The 21,215-nt window shown below is 56.5% G+C and carries 21 protein-coding genes; 10 read left to right on the forward strand and 11 right to left on the reverse strand.

Annotated elements, in window-relative coordinates:
• The first annotated feature begins 177 nt into the window (after positions 1-177).
• Both HMPREF0908_RS02655 and HMPREF0908_RS02665 read left to right on the forward strand, forming a co-directional pair.
• Entirely contained in the window at positions 178-1,113 is a 936-nt protein-coding gene (locus HMPREF0908_RS02655) for a LysR family transcriptional regulator (RefSeq protein ID WP_006689890.1), read from the forward strand.
• A gap of 644 nt (positions 1,114-1,757) precedes the next feature.
• Positions 1,758-2,039, forward strand: coding sequence for a type II toxin-antitoxin system YafQ family toxin (locus tag HMPREF0908_RS02665; RefSeq protein ID WP_006689892.1), 282 nt, complete (start codon positions 1,758-1,760; stop codon positions 2,037-2,039).
• An 83-nt stretch (positions 2,040-2,122) separates the two neighbouring features.
• Here the strand turns inward: HMPREF0908_RS02665 and HMPREF0908_RS02670 are convergent, their stop codons facing one another.
• Genes HMPREF0908_RS02670 through HMPREF0908_RS02720 form a run of 11 tightly spaced genes read right to left on the reverse strand, consistent with a single transcriptional unit; the run spans position 2,123 to position 11,978 of the window.
• Entirely contained in the window at positions 2,123-3,577 is a 1,455-nt protein-coding gene (locus HMPREF0908_RS02670) for an NADH-quinone oxidoreductase subunit N (RefSeq protein ID WP_006689893.1), read from the reverse strand.
• Complete coding sequence (locus HMPREF0908_RS02675; protein WP_006689894.1) at positions 3,577-5,106, reverse strand: complex I subunit 4 family protein; 1,530 nt, start codon at positions 5,104-5,106, stop codon at positions 3,577-3,579. Before HMPREF0908_RS02675 ends, HMPREF0908_RS02670 begins: the two co-directional genes overlap by 1 nt.
• Positions 5,103-7,007 (reverse strand): NADH-quinone oxidoreductase subunit L, encoded by a 1,905-nt coding sequence (nuoL, locus tag HMPREF0908_RS02680; RefSeq protein ID WP_006689895.1) that lies wholly within the window; start codon positions 7,005-7,007, stop codon positions 5,103-5,105. Before nuoL ends, HMPREF0908_RS02675 begins: the two co-directional genes overlap by 4 nt.
• 14 nt (positions 7,008-7,021) lie before the next feature.
• A complete protein-coding gene (gene nuoK, locus HMPREF0908_RS02685; protein ID WP_006689896.1) occupies positions 7,022-7,327 on the reverse strand; it encodes an NADH-quinone oxidoreductase subunit NuoK in 306 nt (101 codons plus the stop codon).
• The gene (locus HMPREF0908_RS02690) at positions 7,324-7,818 is read right to left on the reverse strand and encodes an NADH-quinone oxidoreductase subunit J family protein (protein ID WP_006689897.1); all 495 of its coding nucleotides are present in this window, start codon (positions 7,816-7,818) and stop codon (positions 7,324-7,326) included. The genes nuoK and HMPREF0908_RS02690 overlap by 4 nt, the downstream gene beginning before the upstream one ends.
• Positions 7,815-8,438 carry a 4Fe-4S dicluster domain-containing protein gene (locus HMPREF0908_RS02695; RefSeq protein ID WP_006689898.1) on the reverse strand — a complete coding sequence of 208 codons (624 nt, stop codon included), beginning with the start codon at positions 8,436-8,438 and terminating at the stop codon, positions 7,815-7,817. The genes HMPREF0908_RS02690 and HMPREF0908_RS02695 overlap by 4 nt, the downstream gene beginning before the upstream one ends.
• Positions 8,439-8,450: 12 nt before the next feature.
• On the reverse strand, positions 8,451-9,497 hold the full coding sequence (gene nuoH, locus HMPREF0908_RS02700) for an NADH-quinone oxidoreductase subunit NuoH (RefSeq protein WP_006689899.1): 1,047 nt from the start codon (positions 9,495-9,497) through the stop codon (positions 8,451-8,453).
• Between the two features lie 12 nt (positions 9,498-9,509).
• Positions 9,510-10,610 carry an NADH-quinone oxidoreductase subunit D gene (locus HMPREF0908_RS02705; protein ID WP_006689900.1) on the reverse strand — a complete coding sequence of 367 codons (1,101 nt, stop codon included), beginning with the start codon at positions 10,608-10,610 and terminating at the stop codon, positions 9,510-9,512.
• Complete coding sequence (locus HMPREF0908_RS02710; protein WP_006689901.1) at positions 10,610-11,098, reverse strand: NADH-quinone oxidoreductase subunit C; 489 nt, start codon at positions 11,096-11,098, stop codon at positions 10,610-10,612. Before HMPREF0908_RS02710 ends, HMPREF0908_RS02705 begins: the two co-directional genes overlap by 1 nt.
• Positions 11,095-11,634, reverse strand: a complete 540-nt coding sequence (locus HMPREF0908_RS02715; protein WP_006689902.1) for an NADH-quinone oxidoreductase subunit B — start codon at positions 11,632-11,634, stop codon at positions 11,095-11,097. The genes HMPREF0908_RS02710 and HMPREF0908_RS02715 overlap by 4 nt, the downstream gene beginning before the upstream one ends.
• Positions 11,625-11,978, reverse strand: a complete 354-nt coding sequence (locus tag HMPREF0908_RS02720) for an NADH-quinone oxidoreductase subunit A (RefSeq protein ID WP_006689903.1) — start codon at positions 11,976-11,978, stop codon at positions 11,625-11,627. Before HMPREF0908_RS02720 ends, HMPREF0908_RS02715 begins: the two co-directional genes overlap by 10 nt.
• Positions 11,979-12,321: 343 nt before the next feature.
• On the opposite strand from HMPREF0908_RS02720, the gene HMPREF0908_RS02725 reads away from it, so the two are divergent.
• The 8 genes from HMPREF0908_RS02725 to HMPREF0908_RS02760 all read left to right on the forward strand — a co-directional run bounded on the left by HMPREF0908_RS02725 (position 12,322) and on the right by HMPREF0908_RS02760 (position 21,135).
• Positions 12,322-14,268 (forward strand): peptidase U32 family protein, encoded by a 1,947-nt coding sequence (locus HMPREF0908_RS02725; RefSeq protein ID WP_006689904.1) that lies wholly within the window; start codon positions 12,322-12,324, stop codon positions 14,266-14,268.
• 17 nt (positions 14,269-14,285) lie between these two features.
• Complete coding sequence (locus HMPREF0908_RS02730; RefSeq protein ID WP_006689905.1) at positions 14,286-15,599, forward strand: aspartate aminotransferase family protein; 1,314 nt, start codon at positions 14,286-14,288, stop codon at positions 15,597-15,599.
• Positions 15,600-15,603: 4 nt separating this feature from the next.
• Positions 15,604-16,155: a phosphoribosyltransferase family protein gene (locus HMPREF0908_RS02735; RefSeq protein ID WP_006689906.1), complete on the forward strand. Its 552-nt coding sequence runs from the start codon at positions 15,604-15,606 to the stop codon at positions 16,153-16,155.
• 13 nt (positions 16,156-16,168) lie between these two features.
• Positions 16,169-17,008 (forward strand): prolipoprotein diacylglyceryl transferase, encoded by an 840-nt coding sequence (lgt, locus tag HMPREF0908_RS02740; RefSeq protein ID WP_040572360.1) that lies wholly within the window; start codon positions 16,169-16,171, stop codon positions 17,006-17,008.
• 39 nt (positions 17,009-17,047) lie between these two features.
• Positions 17,048-17,818 (forward strand): MurR/RpiR family transcriptional regulator, encoded by a 771-nt coding sequence (locus tag HMPREF0908_RS02745; RefSeq protein WP_006689908.1) that lies wholly within the window; start codon positions 17,048-17,050, stop codon positions 17,816-17,818.
• A 112-nt stretch (positions 17,819-17,930) separates the two neighbouring features.
• On the forward strand, positions 17,931-19,319 hold the full coding sequence (locus HMPREF0908_RS02750; protein WP_006689909.1) for a PTS fructose transporter subunit IIC: 1,389 nt from the start codon (positions 17,931-17,933) through the stop codon (positions 19,317-19,319).
• Between the two features lie 43 nt (positions 19,320-19,362).
• Positions 19,363-20,283 carry a 1-phosphofructokinase gene (locus tag HMPREF0908_RS02755; RefSeq protein WP_006689910.1) on the forward strand — a complete coding sequence of 307 codons (921 nt, stop codon included), beginning with the start codon at positions 19,363-19,365 and terminating at the stop codon, positions 20,281-20,283.
• Positions 20,284-21,135 carry a class II fructose-bisphosphate aldolase gene (locus HMPREF0908_RS02760; protein ID WP_006689911.1) on the forward strand — a complete coding sequence of 284 codons (852 nt, stop codon included), beginning with the start codon at positions 20,284-20,286 and terminating at the stop codon, positions 21,133-21,135.
• Positions 21,136-21,215 lie beyond the last annotated feature (80 nt).

Here is a 21,215-nt window from a genome sequence, read left to right on the forward strand (position 1 = left end):
TACCTTCCCCGCATAATTCAAACGGTTCGTTGCATTGCGAATCTGTGTGAGTTTCATAAGTGTTTCTCCTGTTCATCATTTGGTTGATCTGTTCATAGTATAGTGTACTTCCCAAATGACGGCAAGAAAAACAACGGGACTTGCCGCAACAATATTGTTGCGGTAGAATAGATACCGATGAAAGAGACGGGAGGTATGAAGATGAATCGAAAGCAGATGGAGTATTTTATTGAGATCTATCGCTGCGGCAATATCCAGACGGCGGCGGATCATCTTTATGTTGCAAGGCAGGGTCTCAGCAGAGCGATGCGGTCACTCGAGGAGGAGCTTGGACAGCCGCTTTTCATCCGTACCCCGCGCGGAATCATTCCGACCGATTATGCAGCAGCACTGCTGCCCCATGTCCAACGTCTGCTGGATGAATATCAATCCATCGAAAGCATGACATCCCTCGCCACCCACTCGAAAAGCGTCGTTGCCATTTTTGCACTGGATCACGTCTTTTCTTATCTTGGATCGCAATTTCTACAGGATTTTCATACTACTCATCCGAGCATTATTCTGAGCATTGTCGATACAACAGACGACGATGCAATGGAGGGACTTCTAACAAAGCGATCTCATTTTTCCATTGTCACCGCCCCTTTTGATCAGACACGCTTTCAAGGGGACGTACTCTTTTTCTCCCGCTACTGTGCTCGTCTCTCTGCGCATCATCCCTTGGCAGAAAAGAGCCGTATCACCTACACAGATCTCGACGGACAAATGATCATCAGTAAAGGACGCGCCTATCACTGTTTCCGTCATAATATCGACAAACACATCCTCCTGCCAGGTCTCAAAATCGAGATTCTAGCCGAAACTGCCGATGAATCCCTCATTGTTGATCTGCTGCGTCATAATCCTGCGATCAATCTCGGCTACGACTACGCAGCCGTCATGAACAGACAGCCGGACATTGTCATGCGAGAACTTGGCGACGGAAAAGATGTGGGGCAGGAGGTATGCCTCATACAGGACAAGACCGTCATCCTCACCGAAGCGGCGCGTACATTCCGTCAATTCCTCTTGGATTGGCTGAAAAAAACGAGAAAAGATCGTATCATATGGTAACTAGTGAACAGAACCATTCTATCCAGTCTACGCAACATGCAGACATACTTCATCCATCAACACCAACCTCAATCTCACTCTTAAAAACGACGATCACCTGCCCATCCTCCATGACCATTGATCTCCTCTCCTTATTTATACTCAAACGTTTTAGTTTACATCGTAAACTAAACAAACTATACTGGTTCTAAAAGGAAGGAGTATGGTCATCATGTCAACTGTCCCCACTCAAATAAGAATTGACCGGAGCATAAAAGAACAGGCCGGCGCTTTGTTTTCTGAGCTGGGGCTAGGGAAGCACTGATAAATTCGGAACAACCATCTTGACGCATCTTTTTTGCCCGCACTTCGGCGGAAAATCCTCCACAGAGCACCACTCTGCGTCCGGTTTTCCACCTCGTTCGGACGAAAAATCTACGCCAATCTGGCAGACCTCATTTTATCAGTGATTCCCTAGATATGTCCGGTGCCGTTAATATGTTTCTGCATCAGTGTGTCCTTCGTGGAGGTATTCCGTTTTCTATCGAAATGCCCCATTATAAACAAAGCACCTTGGCGGCTATGCAAGAAGCAAGAAAAATCTCCCGCGACCCGGATGTCCCTAGCTATGACAACATGGACGACTTGAAGAGGGCATTGGAAGAATGACCTATCACATCAAGTTCACCAACGTTTATAAGAAAAGTTACAAGCGTGCCAAGAAACGTGGCTTGAATCTCAAGCTATTGGATGATGTCGTCGAAGCATTGGGACAGGGGCACAAGCTAGATGCCAAATACCGTGACCATGCACTTCATGGCAATTGGGAGGGATTTCGCGAGTGCCATATTCAACCGGATTGGTTGTTGATATACCTCGTTGAAAACGACGTCCTAACCTTGACCCTAGTCGAAACTGGAACCTATGCAGACATATTCGATGAATAAGTTGTTTGGTCTGCTCCCCAGAGAACAGACAGTAATCAAAACCACCAGTTGAACTGGTGGTTTTGATTTATCACAAAATATTTCTACCGCATAAAGGTATAGACGGCGATATTGCTGAAGATCGAGAGGGGTTCTGCCCAGACGCCGATGATGAGGGTAAAGGCGACGGCAATGACGCCCATGGCTCCTGCCGAGAACGGGAGGCGCAGCGGCGTGTCGATCATCGGCTCATCTGCCTCGACATCGCGGAACATCTCCTTGATGACGAGGAGGTAGTAGTAGACGGACATCATCGACACGACAAAGCCCAGCCCTGCGAGCCAGAGATAGCCTGCATCTATCGCGGCGGAGAAGATGTAAATCTTGCCGACAAAGCCTGCCGTCGGCGGGATGCCCGCCATTGTCAGGAGCGCAACCATCAGGATGCCCGCCGGAAGCAGAGAGTCATGCGCCAGCCCGCGCACGCTGCGGAAGTCCGCACCGCCGCGCTCCGTCTCCAGATAGGAGACCGTCACGAACGCCCCGACGTTCGCCAAGACGTAGACCATCGCGTAGAAGAGTACTGCCTTGATACCCGCCGCGTTCGTCGCAACCATCGCCGTCATCATGTATCCCGCCTGCGCAATCGAGGAGTAGGCGAGCATCCGCTTGATGTTCGTCTGACGGAACGCCATGATGTTGCCCCCGACCATGGAGACACACGCAAGTGCCGCCATCAGATGCGTCCAGTACGCCGAGAGCGCAGGGAACGCAACGAAGAGCACGCGCAGGAGGATCGCCACCCCCGCCGCCTTGGAACACATGGCGAGGAGTGCCGTCACGGGCGCAGGTGCGCCCTCATACACATCGGGTGCCCAGAGATGGAACGGGATGATCGAGAGCTTGAAGAAGAAGCCTGCGAGGATAAAGACCACACCGATGAGCCCGAGGGAGAGCACGAGACCAAGTCCCTGTGCGATGCCCTGGAACACCATCGTCCCCGTCATCCCGTAGACGAGGCTCATGCCGTAGAGGAGCACAGCCGTCGAGCCCGACCCGAACACCAGATACTTGATGCCCGCCTCTGCCGAGAGCGGCGCATCCGTGCGGATCGCAACGAGTGTATAGAACGAGATCGTCATGAGCTCCAGCCCGACAAACGCCGTCATGAGGTCGTTCGCCGAAGCGAGAGCACACATACCGAGCAGGGCGGACAGGAGGAGCAGATAGAACTCGCCCCTGTGGCGGATCATCTTCTCCACATAGCTCTCTGCAAAAAGCACAGTGGCGAGGACGCCGACGATAAAGAGAATCTTGAAGAACACGGAATAGCCGTCAACGATGTAGAGCCCCGCAAAGAACGCCGTCGCTCCCCCATCCGGCGGATACATCCGCACGGCGAGAGCGAGTACACCGAGCAGTCCGAGTGCAGTCACGCGGGCGAGGGCACGGCGCGATGTCCCACGCGCCATACAGAGGTCGATCAGGAGCACGGCCGCCATGAGTACGGCGATGCCCAGCTCGATGGAGATTGCGGCAAGATTCATTTCCTGCATCATCACTGCCCACCTCCCAGAATCGTCGGAGCATCCTGAATCATCTCAAGAAGCGGTGCCAGCGGCGCAGTTCCCGCGTCCACCATGCCCATGAGGAGTCCCGGGAATACGCCGAAGCCGACAAGGAAAACGCCGAGAACGACAAGCGGGACGATGTCGATCTTCCGCTCATCGGGGTACTTCGCGAAGCGTTCCACCTTTGGGCCGAAGAGCACGCGCGCGAGCATGCGCAGGACGTAGAACGCGGTAAAGATGATGCCGGAGACCGCAATCACCGTGAGGATAGGATATGCCTCCACCGTCCCCACAAAGATGGTAAACTCCGGCACGAAGCCGATCAGCCCAGGCAGGCCGAGCGAGCACAGCCCTGCGAGCATAAATCCGACCGTGATATGCGGCATATAGTGCGCCAAGCCCCAGAGATCGCCCACACGGCGCAGCTCCGTCTTTTCGTAGACGTAGCCGACCTGCGAGAAGAAGAGTGCGAGCATGATGCCGTGCGCCACCATATAGGCGACGGCGCCGCCGACGCTCACGACATTGAGTGCCGCGAAGCCGAGGAGAACGTAGCCCATGTGAGAAATGGAGGAATAGGCGATCATGTACTTGATGTCGCGCTGGGCGAGTGCGATATAGGACGCATAGATCACATTGATCGTGGCGAGGATCGCGATCAGCGGTGCCCAGAACTTTGCCCCGAGCGGCAGGATAAAGAGGCCGACGCGGATGAGCGCGTAACCGCCGATCTTTTTCAGCACCCCCGCATTGATCATCGAGATCGCCGTCGGTGCGCCTGCATAGCCGTCGGGCGACCATATATGCATCGGGAACATCGAGAGATGCGAGCCGAAACCGACGAGCAGGAGGAGGAATGCCGTCACCTGCACCTCCCACGAGATATGTCCCGCGATAGCAGCGGCGGTGAGTGCCTCAAAGTCGAACGTCCGCATCCCGGACTCGTACGCACTCACGTAGAGAAGGAGCACACCGACGAGCATGAACGCCGAGCCGACGAGGAGGAAAATGGTCATCTTCATCGCCGCGTGTTCCTTCGTCACGCGCTCGGACGAGCCCCAGATCATCACCATCAGGTACGCGGGGATGACGACCATCTCACAGAGGATGAGGAAGAAGAAAAGGTCACGCACGAGGAATGCCCCCGAGACACCCGCGATCACGATGAGCAGGAGAACGAAGTACTCCTTGACCCGCTTCTCCACATGCCATGAGCTGTAGACAGCCGCGAGCCCCACGACGCTCGACAGGAGGAGCATCGGCAGGGAGATCCCATCTACGCCGAGCGAGTAGGCAACGCCGAGATCCGTGATCCACGGCATGTACTCCGTGTACTGCATCCCGCCGAGCACCATATCGTAGTCCGCGTAAACAAAGAGCGTCAGCAGCGTCACAATGATCATCGCCAGTGCCGAAAGCTGACGTATCGTATCGTGCAGACGTCCCGGCAGCAGGGCGAGGATGAGCGCGGCCACGAGCGGTGTGAGGAGAATGACCGAGAGAATCGGAAATGTCATCGCAGAAGACCTCCTCCCAGATACATCAGAACCTGTACCGCCCAGTACAGCGCATAGCACAGGAGAATCACAACGCCCGTGTAGAACACGACGACATACCGCTGTGCCTGCCCGTTGACGTTCTCCGTCAGCACCTCGCTCATCGCCAGACCATAGGCGCCGAGTCCATTCATGATGCCGTCAAAAATCTTTTCATCGACCCACTTGAGGATCACCGCCGTGCCGTAGACGAAGCGCTCACGGAAGTAGCCATACAGCTCATCCACATAGAACTTGTTGTAGACGACGCGATAGAGGAAACCGAAGCTCCGCTGCTGCATCGCCGCGCGCAGACGATGGCGTCCATAGATCTGATACGCCGCCGCAAAGGCGAGGAGGGCGAGCACGGTACTCGTCCCCGCCACCGTCCAGTCGATCGCCTCATGATGCGGTGCATCCGCGTAGATCCACATAGAAAACCCGCCGAAGTAGCCCCATAGGCCGCTCACAATGGTAAGCAGCGCGAGCATAATCATCGGCCAGCGCATGAAGGCATCGACCTCATGCGCCTCGTGTTCACTGCGGCTCTCACCGAGGAAGGCGACAATGAGGAGACGCGCCATGTAGAATGCTGTGAGGAAGGAGGTGAACGTCGCCATGAGATAGAGCGGCGTACTCGCGTGCATCGCCGCGGCGAGGATCTCATCCTTTGAGAAGAATCCCGAAAACGGCGGGATGCCGGAGATCGCAAGGACACCGATCAGCATCGTCACGAAGGTGAGCGGCATCTTTTTCCAGAGCCCGCCCATCTTGGTGATGTCCGTCTCATCGTGGAGTGCATGCATCACCGCGCCCGCGCAGAGGAAGAGCATCGCCTTGAAGAAGGCGTGCGTCATGAGATGGAACATCGAGGCGGAGAACGCGCCAATCCCTACCGCGAGCATCATGTAGCCGAGCTGACTGATGGTCGAGTAGGCAAGCACCGCCTTGAACCGCCGCTGCGTCACGGCGATAACCGCCGCAAAAAGCGCCGTAAACGCTCCGAGCCCCGCGATGAAATTCATCACGAGCGGACACTCACTGAAGATGAAAAAGGCACGCGCAACGAGAAAGACACCTGCCGCGACCATCGTCGCCGCATGGATGAGCGCCGAGGTCGGCGTCGGGCCTTCCATCGCATCGAGCAGCCAGACGTGGAGCGGAAACTGGCCGGACTTTCCAATCGGCCCCATGAAGAGCAGCAGACCGATCACCGTCAAGTAGCCCGTCCCCGCGACGAGGACATACGCGGGCATCATCAGCCGCAGCTCGATGAAGTCCATCGTCCCGAACGACACCTGCACGAGCAGGATGCCGACCAGCATTCCAAAGTCGCCGATACGCGTCGTGATGAACGCCTTCTTCGCCGCCTCGCGCGCCGAGACCTTATCGTAGTAGAATCCGATCAGGAGGTAGGAGCAGAGCCCGACGCCCTCCCAGAACACGTAGAGCTGGAGAAAGTTGACCGAGACGACCAGCCCGAGCATCGCGGCCGAAAACAGCGAGATGAACGCAAAGAAGCGCCCCATCCCCTCATCGTGCTCCATATAGCTGACAGAGTAGATGTAGACGAGCAGCGAGACCAGCGTCACGATGACGAGCATGAGTGCCGTCAGCGGGTCGATCAGAACGCCCATCGACAGCTCCACCGCACCGATGTGCGCCCAGACCGTCTTCATCACGTAGGGATCGCCCATCGTGATCTGATAGTTTACCGCGGCGAGTGCGACAAAGACGGAGAACGCAAAGGCCAGAGCCATCATCACAATCGCAATCGTCGCCGAGAGGTTCTTCTCCCGCCGCGTAAAGGGTGCAATAATGAGGAACGCAAGCGCAGGGAACAGGGGAATCAGATAGGCATGTGTCAGAGCAAAGGTAAACATAGCACTCCCCTCCCCTAGTCTTTCAGCGTATCCAGCTCATCGACATTCGTCGTGAACCGAATCTGATACAGGCGGAATGCGAGAGCCAGCCCGACGGCAATCTCGGATGCAGCGACCGCAATCGAGAAGAGTGCCATCAGCTGCCCCTCCGCGTTGTGCGCGTAAAAGCGGTCAAAGGCAACGAGATTGATGTTGACCGCATTGAGCATCAGCTCCACGCACATGAGAATCGGGATGATGCCGCGCCGCGTGAGGAGCCCATAGAGCCCAATGCAGAACAGCAGTGCAGACAAAAAGAGCAGATCAGGAAGACCGATCATGCCGCATCCCCTCCTCTCGCCAAGAGCAGTGCGCCGACCATCGCCGCGAGGAGCAGTACCGCCGTCACTTCAAACGGCACGAGATACGTGCCGAGCATCAGCTGGGCGATCTCGTCTGCCCCCGTCGATGCAGCAAATTCGCCCGCAGGAAGCGGAGCAAGGACAATACCGCACCCGATAAGGAAGAAGATACTGCCTGCCAGCAGCCCCGTCACGACGCGGCGAAAGAGCTTCTGCGAGGGATTGGACTGCGCCATCGAGTCACGCCGCGTCAGCATGATCGCCATGACGATGAGGACAGCGACTGCGCCGCTGTAGACCATGAGCTGCACCGCGCCGAGAAACTCTGCGCCGATGTAGAAATAGATCGCCGCCACACCGATGAATGAGAGCACGAGAAAGAGTGCACTATGCACGACATTCGGTGAGAGAACGACACCGAGCGCGCCGATGATCGTCACGGCAGCGAGAAAGTAAAAGATAAAGCTCATGTCGCCCCTCCTTCCGTCGTCTGCGCATCCTTTGCCGTGCCGTTTTCCGTGGCGGATGTGTCCGCCGCAGCTTTTTCTTCAGCGGTTTTTTCCTCAGCGGCTTTTTCCTTTGCGGCAGCCTCCGCTTCGGCTTTCGCCTCTGCCTCCGCCTTTGCCTTGGCAGCGGCTTCTTTCTTCGCCTTTTCCTCTCCCGCTTCGACCTCTACCTGTGCGAGGAACTCCGCGAGATCAGCACGGTCCTCGTCCGTCATGGCATCGTGCGTCATCGTCTCCTTGCTCCACGTGGCGATGGCGTAGTCCTTATCCCAGACGAGCGTATGGACCGGACACGCCTCCACACAGAGATTGCAGTAAAGACAGCGCCCCGAGTGATGAATGTAGGACTTCATGTGGCGCTTCTTCTTCGCATCGGGGACAATTGTCAGATCAAGCGCCTTGTTCGGGCACGCATTGGCGCACATCGAGCAGCCGATGCAGACGCGCCAGTCCATCGCGAGATTGCCGCCGCGAAAATTATCCGTCATGGGCAGCTTCTCCTCGGGGTAGCAGACCGTCTCCTTCTTGCCCCAGAGATGCTTCCATGTGACACTCATGCCGGTCAAAAGGCCTTTTCCAAACATGTGCGTCCCCCCTTAAACGATACCGAACCAGAACATCAGTGCGCCCGTCAGAACAACGTTCAGAATCGAGAGCGGGACGAGCACCTTCCAGCCGAACGTCAGGATCTGATCCACGCGCGTGCGCGGGAACGTCCAGCGGAACCACATGATGAGCAGCACCATGAGCACCGCCTTGATGCCGAACCAGACGAATCCCGGCAGGAACGACGGCCCGCTGTAGCCGCCGAGGAAGAATGTCGTCGCGAGGATCGCCGCCGTCAGGAGGTTCGCGTACTCTGCGAGGAAGAACAGCGCCCAGCGCATCCCCGAGTACTCCGTAAACGGTCCTGCGATAATCTCTGACTCGCCCTCCACGAGGTCAAACGGCGTACGGTTCGTCTCGGCGACCGCTGCGATCAGGAAGATGATAAACGCGAGCGGCTGCATGAAGATAAACCAGTAGTTCTGCGCCTGCATCTGGACGATATCGTCGAGGCGCAGTGAGCCCGTCAGCATAATGATGCCGAGCAGGGAGAAGAGGAGCGGCGCCTCATAGCTGAGCATCTGCCCAACGATGCGCATGCCGCCGATAAACGAATACTTATTGTTCGATGCATAGCCGCCCATGAGGAACGGCAGCACTGCCTGCCCTGAGATGGCAAAGAGGAGGAACACACCGACGTTGACATCGGCGAGCACCGCCCCCGCATCGAACGGGAAAAGCGCGTAGACGAGCGCTGCGGGGACAAAGAGCAGCGCGGGCGAGAGTGCCCAGACCACCTTGTCCGCACCGGCGGGCATAATGTCCTCCTTGCTCATCAGCTTCAGCATATCCGCAACGGGCTGCAGCAGACCGAATCTTCCGCCCACGCGGTTCGGGCCGATGCGCACTTGGATGAACGCGCAGATCTTGCGCTCCGTGTAGGTAAAGACAATCGCCGCCATCGAGATGATACCGAGCAGGATGGCAATACCGACGAAGGTCATCACGAGATCCACCACGAACGGAATCGGGATCAGGCGGTAGATGAGTCCGTCCAGCCCCACCGCAATCGCAGAAAGAAAAGAGCTCTCCATCATTCGTCTCCTTTCTCAGCAGTCCACTTCGCCCATGATCGGGTCAATGGACGAGTAGGCGGCGACTGAGTCGCCGATGAGCATGCCGCGGCACATTGGATCGAGCCCCTGCATATTTACGAACGAGGGGCGGCGGATGTGGATGCGGTACGGTTTCGTCGTACCGTCGCTGACGATGTAGAAGCCGAGTTCCCCGCGCGTCCCCTCCGTCCGGCTGAACACCTCACCCTTGGGCGGCTTGATGACCTTGGGTACCTTCTTTGCCATGAAGTCACCCTCGGGCAGTCCGTCGATTGCCTGCCGCACGATCTTCGCGCTTTCCGCGATCTCGGCGAGCTTTACCATGTAGCGGTCCCAGTTATCGCCATGCTCACCCACGGGGATATCGAAGTCAAAATCATCGTAAACGCTGTAGCCGTCCACCTTGCGCAGATCAAAGGCGAGCCCCGTCGCGCGCAAATTTGGCCCCGTCATACTGCACGCGAGTGCCTCCTCCGTTGTCATGGGCGACGTGCCGCGGATGCGGCGGACAAAAATCTCGTTGCCCGTGAGGAGACGGTTGTACTCCGCGAGGAAGTCAGGCACGCTGTCGACAAAGGCGCGGATCATCTCCGCCGCCTCGGGCGAGAGATCCTCCTTTACCCCGCCGATGCGGATATAGTGAAAGGTCTGACGTGCCCCGCAGACGAGATTGAAAATATCGAGGATCTTCTCACGGTCGCGGAAGCAATAGAGCATCCCTGTCGACGCGCCGAGATCATTCGCGAGCGTCCCGATGAAGATCAGGTGACTGTTGATGCGGTTCAGCTCCGCCATGATAACGCGGATGTACTCCGCGCGCGGCGTTGTCTCGATCCCCGCCAGCTCCTCCACCGCACGCGCATAGCCGAAGTTGTTGTTCATGGCCGAGATGTAGTCAAGGCGGTCGGTATAAGGCAGCCCCTGCGCATACGTCCGCGCCTCAAGCAGCTTCTCAATCCCACGATGGAGATAGCCCATGATCGGCGTCGCCTTCACGATGCGCTCACCGTCCAGCTCGAGCTGCACCTGCAGCACGCCGTGTGTCGACGGATGCTGCGGGCCCATGTTGAGTGTATAGGTCTCAGTACGCAGCATCAGGACTCCTCCTTCCGAAAGGATGGAACAGCGGGCGGCGGCGGCGGGACAAAGTCCTTGCGCAGCGGATGCCCGATGAAATCGTCCGCATGGAAGACGCGCCGCAGATCGGGATGCCCCGTGAACACAATCCCCATGAGATCATACACCTCGCGCTCCTCGAACTCCGCGCCCGGGAACACGGGCGTCACCGAGGGGAGCACGGGCGCATCATGCGGCAGTGTCACCTTCAGCGTCAGCCAGTGCAGCTCCGTCGGTGAAAAGAGATGGTAGACCATCTCGAAGCGGTCTTTCCAGTCCACTGCTGTCACATTTTCCAGCCGCGTCAGCTGCAGTGTCCCGTCGTCACGCAGGACGCGCAGCAGGCCGAGGAGCTCCTCGGCAGCAATGTAGAGTGCGGGACGCTCTGTCTCCGCATCGTACTCCGCCGACGAAAAGGCGACCTTGAGTGCCTCCAGCATTGCGGGCGTCACATACTTGTTCCTCATGTGTTCACCGCCCTCTCTGCCGCCCGCTCTGCCCAACAGGCACGCTCCGCGCGGACGCGCTCGGGATGGAGGATCTTTTCGCGCAGCTTCAGCATGCCGTCAATCAGTGCCTCGGGGCGCGGCGGACAGCCCGGGATGTAGACATCCACAGGCAGGAGCTCATCGACCCCCGAGACGACCGAGTATGAATCCGCAAAGGGACCGCCCGCAATCGCGCATGCCCCCATCGCAATCACATACTTCGGCTCGGGCATCTCCTCATAGAGACGCACAACCGCCGGTGCCATCTTCCACGTCAGCGTCCCCGCGACGATGAAGAGATCCGCCTGACGCGGACAGGGGCGGAACACCTCATAGCCGAACCGTGCGAGGTCGAACCGTGCCGTCGCTGTGGTCATCATCTCAATGGCGCAGCACGCGAGCCCAGAGGACAGCGGCCAGATCGAGTTTGCATGCGCCCAGCGCAGCAGCTCATCCAGCTTGACGACAAAGACATTTTCCCGCAGGCTCTCCGGAACACGCTCCGCTATTTCCATGTGAGATCCCCCTTTCGCCACGCATAGGCAAGGCCGAGCACCAGAATCCCGACAAAGACGAACATCTCAATGAGTGCAAATACACCGAGCATGCGGAACTCTACTGCCCACGGGTAGAGGAACACCGTCTCAATGTCAAAGACGATGAACAGCAGCGCATAGAGGAAATACCCCGCACGAAACTGGACGTAGGGCGACCCGATCGAATCGACACCGCACTCGTAGGGAATGTACTTCTGCGGCGACGGCTTCTTCGGCTGCAGCAGAAATGCCGGTCCCAGTGCCATGATGGGGAAAAACAACGCCACGAGAAGAAAAATGCCCAAGCTTCCATATTCTCCCATACACAAGGCCTCCTTATAGAGCAACTAGATAAATACATAGAAAAAAACAAATAATCCAAAACAATAATTTAAGGGTAAAAAAATATCATCACGACTCAACAGACGTTGTATTTATAATTGTCAGTATAAACGATAAAATCTATATATCATCATACCTGAAAAGTGCCTTTTTTACAAGATACAGCGTAAAAAACTTTCTATGAATAAACTACATCGAACAATAGGGAAAAGGAGACCATGCTTATTTGAAAGAAACGGGATTTCCTGCTATAATCAGAAACAATGATGGAGAAGTGTCCCTGTCTGTCAGCGGCACCTCCGGCAACAAAGGAGACTTTACACAATGCTGTTACACCGTAAATCCGTCGAACTGCTTGCGCCTGCCGGCACATGGGATGCCATGACAGCGGCGATCGATGCGGGGGCGGACGCCGTCTATCTGGGAGGCAAGCATTTCAATATGCGCCTGCATGAAGGCGATTTCAACTTCGACGATGCACGGCTCAAGGAGGCGATTGACTACGCCCATGCCCATGACGTTCACCTCTACGTAACCCTCAACAACCTCATCAGCAACGAGGAGCTGCCTGCTCTGCGCGACTATCTCGCCTATCTGGAGGAGATCCGCCCCGATGCGATTCTCGTACAGGACTTTGCCGTGCTCGAGCTCGTGCACGAGATGGGCATCACCGTGCCCCTGCACACCTCGGTCATGATGAATACACACAACGAATACGCTATCGAAAAGCTCAAAGAGTACGGCATCACGCGCATCGTGGTTGGCCGTGAGATGACGCTCTCCGAGCTCGCCCTCTTCCGTGCGCGCACGGGCATCGAGGTGGAGTACTTCATGCACGGCGATATGTGCATCTCCGAGAGCGGGCAGTGCATCCACTCCGGCGTTCTCTTTGGGCAGAGCGGCAACCGCGGGCGCTGCATGAAGATCTGCCGCTGGCCGTTCGCCTTCATCAACGAGGAGACGGGAGAGGTGCTCGACGCGTCCAGTCCCGGGCCGTACAAGCTGGCGCTCAAGGATATGTGCATGTATCGCGCCATCCCCGCACTCATACAGGCGGGCGTCTTTTCATTCAAAATCGAGGGGCGGATGCGCGCGCCGGAGTTCATCCGCCGCCTTGTCTCCACCTATCGTGCCGCCATCGACGCCTACATCGCCGATCCGAACGGCTATACGACGGATGAGGAGGGCTGGCGCACCCTCTACGAAAACCGCGTGCGCGACTACACGACCACATTTGCGTTTGGACAGCCGACGGCAATCGACATCGGCATGACGGGCGAGCGCGAGCCGCGCTTCTTCAGTCAGGCGATCGAGGAGGCAGGCTTTGCCGACGAGGTACTGCGTGAGGAGACGCCGATTGCGAAGGAGAACGAACCCAGCCGCCGTCTGAGTGTCCGCGTCGGCACCCCCGCGGCGGCGCGCGCCGCCATCGACGCAGGTGCCGACACCGTCTACGTCGGCGGCGAGGCGTTTCGTCCGCAGCGTCCGTGGACGCTGCGCGACTACGAGGCACTCGTGCGCGACGCAGCAGGACGCGCCCACATCATCGTGAATACACCGCGCACGACCATGCGCCGCGAATGCGGGGAGCTCGAGCAGTTCTTCACCGCCCTGAACGACATCGGCGTAGACGGCATCATGGTCGGCAACCTTGGTACGCTGAAGCTCGCGCGCACGCTCACGAAGCTTCCCATTCAGGCGGATCACTCCTTCAACCTCTTTAACCATCTCGCCGCGACCTTTCTCAAGGAAAACGGGCTCACCATGGCGACGGCCTCCTATGAGCTGTCCTTCCGTCAGCTGCGCGAGATCGTCGAGAACGCCGTCCTGCCGATCGAGGCAGTCGTCCACGGCGCGTACGAGTCCATGATCTGCGACTACAACTTCCCCGCGATGTCGCTGCCCGCATACAACGACCTCGATTCGCCCGAGCTGCTCGACACGCACTATGCGTTCCGTGACGAGGCAGGCGGCGTCCATTCGATCCGCATCGACCAGTATGGGCGCAGTCACATCTACTTTGCCAAGGATCTGTGCCTCTACCCCTACCTCGAAAAGTTCAATGGGCTCGGCTCGTACCGCATCGAAGCGCAGGACTACACGGCGGACGTGACGGCGGAGATCGTCCGCATCTACCGTGCGGCACTCGACCGTCTCGCTGCAGGCGGCGACGGCTATCGTGCGGCGGAATTCGACCGCCTCACAGAGATTGCTCCGCGCCCCTTGGGCATCGGAACTTACCGCTTCCGTCGGAGCCGCAATTCGATTTAATCAAGAAAGTATATTTCATGGCAACAGATTCTATCAGCGAACACTCCTACATCGGCGCAGCTGCCATACTGGAAAAGAAAAAGAAGTACATCATGCCCTGTCTGGGGCATTTCTACAGCGACCCGCGCCAGATCGTACGCGGCTCCATGCAGTACCTCTACGACAGCGAGGGGAGAGCGTATCTCGACTGCTTCGCGGGCGTCTCCGTCATCAACTGCGGGCACTGCAACCCCGAGATCAACGCCGCCGTCACGGAGCAGGTCAATACCCTCCAGCACGTCTGCAACATCTACCTTACGGAGAACTTCGTCAATCTCGCCGAGCAGCTCGCACGCATCACCCCGGGCGCACTGCAGAAAAGCTTCTTCTGCTCCACAGGCACGGAGGCAAATGAGGGCGCGGCACTGCTTGCCGAGATCGCTACGGGCAGCAGCGAGTTCATCGCCCTGCGCAGCGGACTCCACGGGCGCACGAAACTGACGATGAGCCTGACGGGCATTGCCATGTGGCGCACCGACCCGAACCCCGTCGGAGGCATCAGCTTTGCACCGAATCCTTACTGCTACCGCTGTCCCATGGGGAAGGAATACCCCGCCTGTGACCTTGCCTGTGCCAATATGGTCGAGGACATCATCCGAACAGTTACATCGGGGCGCCCCGCCGCCTTTATCGCCGAGACCATCCAGGGCAACGCGGGCATCGTCGTCCCGCCGCCCGGCTACTTCAAGCGCATCAAGGAGATCCTCACGCATTTCGGCACGCTCTTCATCGCGGACGAGGTGCAGACGGGCTTTGCGCGCACGGGCAGGATGTTCGGCATCGAGCACTACGATGTGCAGCCCGACATCATGACCATGGCAAAGGCACTCGGCAACGGTGCGCCCATCAGTGCATTTATCGCGACGCCGACAGTCGCCGACAAATACAAGAAGCCCGGCGCATCGACCCTCGGCGGCAACCCCGTCTCCTCCACGGCAGGACTCGGCGTCATCCGCTATATCGAGTCGCATGATCTCATGGGGAACGCCGAGCAGCGCGGCGCACAGCTGCGTGCAGGGCTGCAGGAGATTGCAGCGCGGCATCCCATCATCGGCGACATTCGCGGCCTCGGGCTGATGGTCGGTGCAGAATTTGTCCACGCGGACAAATCCCCCGCCCCTGCCGAACTGGATACTGTGCTCGAGGAGCTCAAGAACCGCGGCTTCATCGTCGGCAAAAACGGCATCGCCCGCAACGTCATGGCATTTCAGCCACCGCTCATCATCACGGAACAGAACATCAGCGACGTGCTGAATGCGGTGGAGATCATCTTGACGGAGAAAGGACTCTAACGCTATGGCAAAACGCTACCATGAACTCACCGTCGCAGGCTGCCGCCGCAGTCTCCCCATCCTGAACCTCAACGAACACCTGGCGATCGCAGGTTTCGTCATGCTGGGCGATGTGGAGCTGTGCACGGCGTGTGCACGCGAGCTGGCAAAGGTGATTCCGACGGACACGGAGATCCTCATGACCGCCGAGACGAAGGGCATCCCCCTGGCGGCGGAACTCGCACGCCAGCTTGGCATGCCCTACTACATCACGGCACGCAAATCCATCAAGGCGTACATGGAAGATCCCATCTGGGTCGAGGACGAGTCCATCACGACGCTCGGAAAACAGCGCCTCTACCTCACGGCGGATGACATCGCACGCATCAAGGGACGCCGCGTCCTCCTGCTCGACGACGTGATCAGCACGGGCGGCTCGATGAAGGCACTCGCCCATCTCGCCGAAAAGACGGGAGCGCACGTCATCGGACAGGCGGCCGTTCTCGCCGAGGGCGACGCGGCACAACGGAAAGACATCATCTTCCTTGAGACACTGCCGCTCTTTGCGCCCGCATAGGAAGGGGCATTTCGTGCATCAATATCTCTTCTACATCGGAGATTTTCCCATCCGTGCCTACGGCGTCGTGATCTCCCTCTCGATCTTCCTTGCCACAGGGGTCGCCTACTACCTCGCAAAGGCGGACGGACGCGGCTACGAGAAGTACATCACCGACATCGGCATCTACTGCGGCATCGCTGGACTCCTCGGTGCGCGGCTCTGGGATGTGTTCTTCTTTGACTGGGACTACTATCAGCACCATCTGACCGAACTGCTGAACGTCTGGCAGGGCGGCATGGCCATCCAGGGCGGCGTCTTTCTCGGCGTACTCGTCGGCATTCTCTACAGCCGAAAGCAGGGACTCGACACCATCCACTTCCTCGACGTTGTCGCGCCCGCCATCGTCCTCGGTCAGGCACTCGGCCGCTGTGCGAACCTCCTCAACGGAGATGCCTTCGGTGCACCGACCGGCGGAGACTTCGGCATCCTCTATCCCGCGGCGACTCTCGCCTACCACACGTACGGCGCACAGCCGCTCTGGCCGGCAGAAGTCTGGGAGGGGCAGCTCGATATCGTCATCTTCGCACTCCTCCTCCTCTTCCGCGCGCGCAGCCATGCGCGCGGGCAGTGCTTCGCCCTCTACATCATGCTCTACAGCCTCGTGCGCTTTGCGCTCGAATATCTGCGCGGTGACTACACAGAGAAATACTTCGGACTCTTCACGAGCGCGCAGACGGGAAGCCTCGCCTTCGGGGCCATCGCCCTCGTTTTCTTCCTCTGGCTCGGACTGCGTAAATCCCATGAAATGGTGAAGTGTCCCTCTCCTCCACAGAAGTATGACCACCGCAAAAAGGGCAGAGACGAGAAATAACAGTGTAACCTATCGAAATCTCCTAAGGACACAGCACAAATGATCATCGAGATAACAGAAGAAATCGCGGGAAATCTGACGCAAACAGAAAAAACTATTGTCAAATACATCAATCAAAATGAAACAAAGCTCTCCCGTATGTCGATTGTTGACATTGCCTTTGAAACCTTTAGTTCTCCATCTACTGTTTCTCGTGCTATCCGCAAATGCGGAATCAATGGATTCAACGAACTGCGTTACAAACTGATGCGTCCGAACACGGATCTGGCGATTGTCAGCATCAACGAGATCATGAATAAATCCCTAATCGAAGCGGAAGTTTTGCTTGAGCGCATCTCCCTGCAAAACCTGCTCGAGATTGTCCGACGCATCGAGCAGGCAAAAGGCTCTCGTGTATACGTCTTGGCGAGAGGGCTGACTTCATATGTTGCAAAGGAGTTTAGCCTGAAACTTCAATTGCTCGACTACGATGTGATGGAGACGGATGATCCGAACATCATGAAGAGCATCACGAACCACCTGTCCTCCACTGCGCTTGTCATTATCTTCTCCCTCAATGGACAAACAGAGGAGCTCGTCGAATCCGCACGCAATGCATACTCTCTGGGTGCGGATGTCATCACTTGCTGCTGTGCAGAGGACAGTCCGCTTCTGCCGTACTCCGCAAAGTCTCTGATTGGATTCAAGCACAAGCATGTATCCATTCGGGAGTATGAGGTCACCAGCCGCGTTGCTCTCAGTATTATGGCTCGCATGATTCTCGATTACCTCGTACAGCAGAACGAAAACAAAATCTCATACGATTATTGACATCTTCTGATGAAAATCTATTTTCCAAAATCGAAAAGATTTTCATCAGATTTTCTTTTACCATGATGTATATCTCGAATCAGCGGAATATATAGAAAGGTGGAGGAGACAGATGAAAAAGCTATTAGGCGTCACAGGTTGTCCGACAGGCATCGCACATACCTTTATGGCTGCAGAAGCCCTGCGTCGCGCGGCAGAAGCGGCGGGCGCAGAAATAAAGGTGGAGACAAACGGTGCCATCGGCGTTGAGAATGCACTGACAGCGGAAGAGATCGCCGAAGCAGACTGCATTATTGTAGCCTGTGACAAAAAGGTGGAAATGGATCGTTTCCGCGGAAAACCCGTACTGGAGGTTTCTGTCGGACACGGCATTCAGCATGCTGCGGAACTCGTAGAGAATGCCCTGTCCGGAAAAGTCCCCGTATACGGAGGAACAGCGCCGGCAGATGCAACCGATGAAATGTTCCGTCTCGAAGGAAAATCGGGAGCTGCACATGAGATATACAAGCATCTCATGAACGGCGTCTCGCACATGATCCCGTTTGTTGTCGCGGGCGGCGTACTGATTGCGGTCTCATTCCTCTGGGGCATCTTTTCCTTTGATCCGAACTCGGATCAGTACAACCCCACTGCAGCACTTTTAAAACAGATTGGCGGCTACGCGATGGGGCTCATGGTTCCTGTCCTTGCAGCCTACATCGCCGAATCCATCGCCAATCGCCCGGGTCTTGTTGCCGGTTTTGTTGCAGGCGTCATTGCGGCGGGGACAGGCTCCGGATTCATTGGAGGTATTCTCGGGGGCTTCCTTGCCGGCTACCTCTGCAAATACCTCGTGCGTTCCCTGTCGGGTCTGCCCAAAGAATTTGAAGGTCTGAAATCCATCTTCCTCGTCCCGCTCGTCAGTGTCGCAGTGATTGGTGCGATCATGTGTCTCACTGCCGATCCTATTGCGGCAATCAATGCGGCAATGATGGACTTCCTTTCCAATCTGCAGAATTCCAACCCCATCATCCTTGGTATCGTCATCGGCTGCATGTCAGCGTTCGATATGGGGGGGCCCGTCAACAAGGCAGCCTATGTAACAGGAACGCTGCTCCTCGGACAGGGCAACTACTACTTTATGGCCGGTGTTTCGGCGGCCTGCATCACGCCTCCCATCCTCATCGCGCTGGCTACAACAATTTTCCGCAATAAGTTCACGAAGGACGAACGCGCTGCAGGTCTTGTCAACTATATTCTAGGCTGTACACATATCACGGAGGGAGCGATTCCATTCGCAGCAAAGTCGCCGCTGACAGTTCTCCCGATTCTCATGCTGGGCTCGTCCATCTCGGCGGTTCTGACCTATATGATGAAGATTCAGGTTCCCGCCCCGCACGGTGGCTTTCTGATCCTCGCACTCGTAGATCAGCCGATTGCATGGGTGCTCTGCATTCTCACCGGCTCTCTGGTCGGAGCTGTGATCTATGGTCTTACAAGAAAAAAACCGGAACAGGAGTAAGCATGATTTGCGCTAACATTCAAGAGATGGAAGGAGCGCGCTCATGATCTACACATTGACAACGAACCCTGCCATTGACATGAATATTTGCACAAACGGCTTGGAGCCGCGCAAGGTGAACCGCACCTTCGATGCAGTCTACACTCCGAATGGAAAGGGGCTCAATGTCAGCTTCGTTCTGCATCATTTCGGCATAGCGTCAAAGATCATGGGATTCTTCGGTGGATTCTCCGGCAGCTATATTGTAGAGAAGTCCCGCAGACGAGGGTTTGAGGTAATTCCCGTCGCAGTCGACGACATTACACGCATCAATATTTTTCTGAACGACGGCACAACGGAGTATAAGCTCGTAAACGACGGTGCCCTCGTACCGCGGGAAAAACAACAGGAAATGTTGGAACGTATTCGAACCGCGACGGATATGACGCACCTCTCGATCAGCGGAAGTCTTCCACAGGGAATCGAACCATCCTACTACGATGAGATTCTTGACATCTGTCGCGAACGGGGTATCCGCATCATACTGGATATCAGTTCCACAAAGCTGCGCGATCTCCTGCACTGGACCCCGCTCCTGATCAAGCCAAATGACGAGGAACTGGAAAAGATCTTCGGCATCCACGTCAAAACGGAACGTGACATAATAGAGGCTCTTGATTTTCTTCATGCCGAAGGAGCACAAAACGTACTGCTCACACTTGGTGAGCACGGTGCGTATTTCTCTAACGGCAATGCAGTCTATTTCGCCTCGGCACGCCCCATTCAGCTGCTCAGTTCTGCCTGCGCAGGAGATGCGGCACTCGCCGCATTCCTGAGCATATGGCTGGAGCATCCGGAGAACGTAGCAGATGCGTTGAGAAACATGGCGGCTGTCGGTGCAAACGTCGCCGAGAGCAATGCTCTCGGAACCCTGTCAAGGGTGGACGAATACAAAAAAGATATTCAGGTAAGGAGGGTAAAATAAATGCCACTCGTAACAAGTAAAGAACTTCTTCTCGATGCACAGAAAGGCGGCTACGCAGTCGGTGCATTCAACGTGGAGAATATGGAAATGGTCATGGCGGTACTCGCCGCCGCAGAGGAAACATCCTCCCCTGTCATTATGCAGACAACACCAGGTACCATCCGTTTTGCGGGGCTGGATTACTATCTTGCAAATGTACGTGCAGCTGCCGAACGGACAAAAATTCCTGTCGTGATGCATTTAGATCATGGCGACAGCCTCAATATGGCGATGCAGGCCTATCGCGCCGGCTACACCTCCATCATGATCGACGGCTCAAAGCTCCCCTTTGCTGACAATATTGCACTTACCAAAACTGTAACGGATGCCTGCCACCCCGGAAATATTCCCGTAGAGGGAGAACTTGGAAAGGTTGGCGGAAAAGAGGACGATCTCGAAAATGAGGACGGCAGTCCATACACAGATCCTGACGAAGCCGCAGAGTTCGTCAAACGCACAAACGTAGATTTTCTTGCCGTCGGTATCGGCACCTCACACGGTGTCTACAAGGGAACGCCCTGCGTCAATGTGGATTGCCTGAGTGCCATTCGCTCCGTTGTTGATATCCCTCTCGTCATGCACGGAACTTCCGGCGTTCCCGATGAGCAGGTTCGTGACTGCATCAGCCGCGGCATCTGCAAGGTCAACTACGCAACGGACCTGCGCATCGCCTTCACGCGTGGCATCAAGGCATATATGCAGGAACATCCGGATGCCTTTGACCCAAAGAAATATGCTGCACAGGGCATGAAAGAGGTTCAGGCGTACGTCATGCAGAAAATGGACGTCCTCGGCAGTACGGGAAAAGCATAACATCTTAAACATATGAAAAAACGCGGCAGCTGCCGCGTTTTTTATTTATCGATGGTCACATTTCTGACACTGCGTCATCT

Source organism: Centipeda flueggei ATCC 43531 (assembly GCF_000160695.1).
In the GTDB taxonomy this organism is placed as follows: Bacteria; Bacillota; Negativicutes; order Selenomonadales; family Selenomonadaceae; genus Centipeda; species Centipeda flueggei.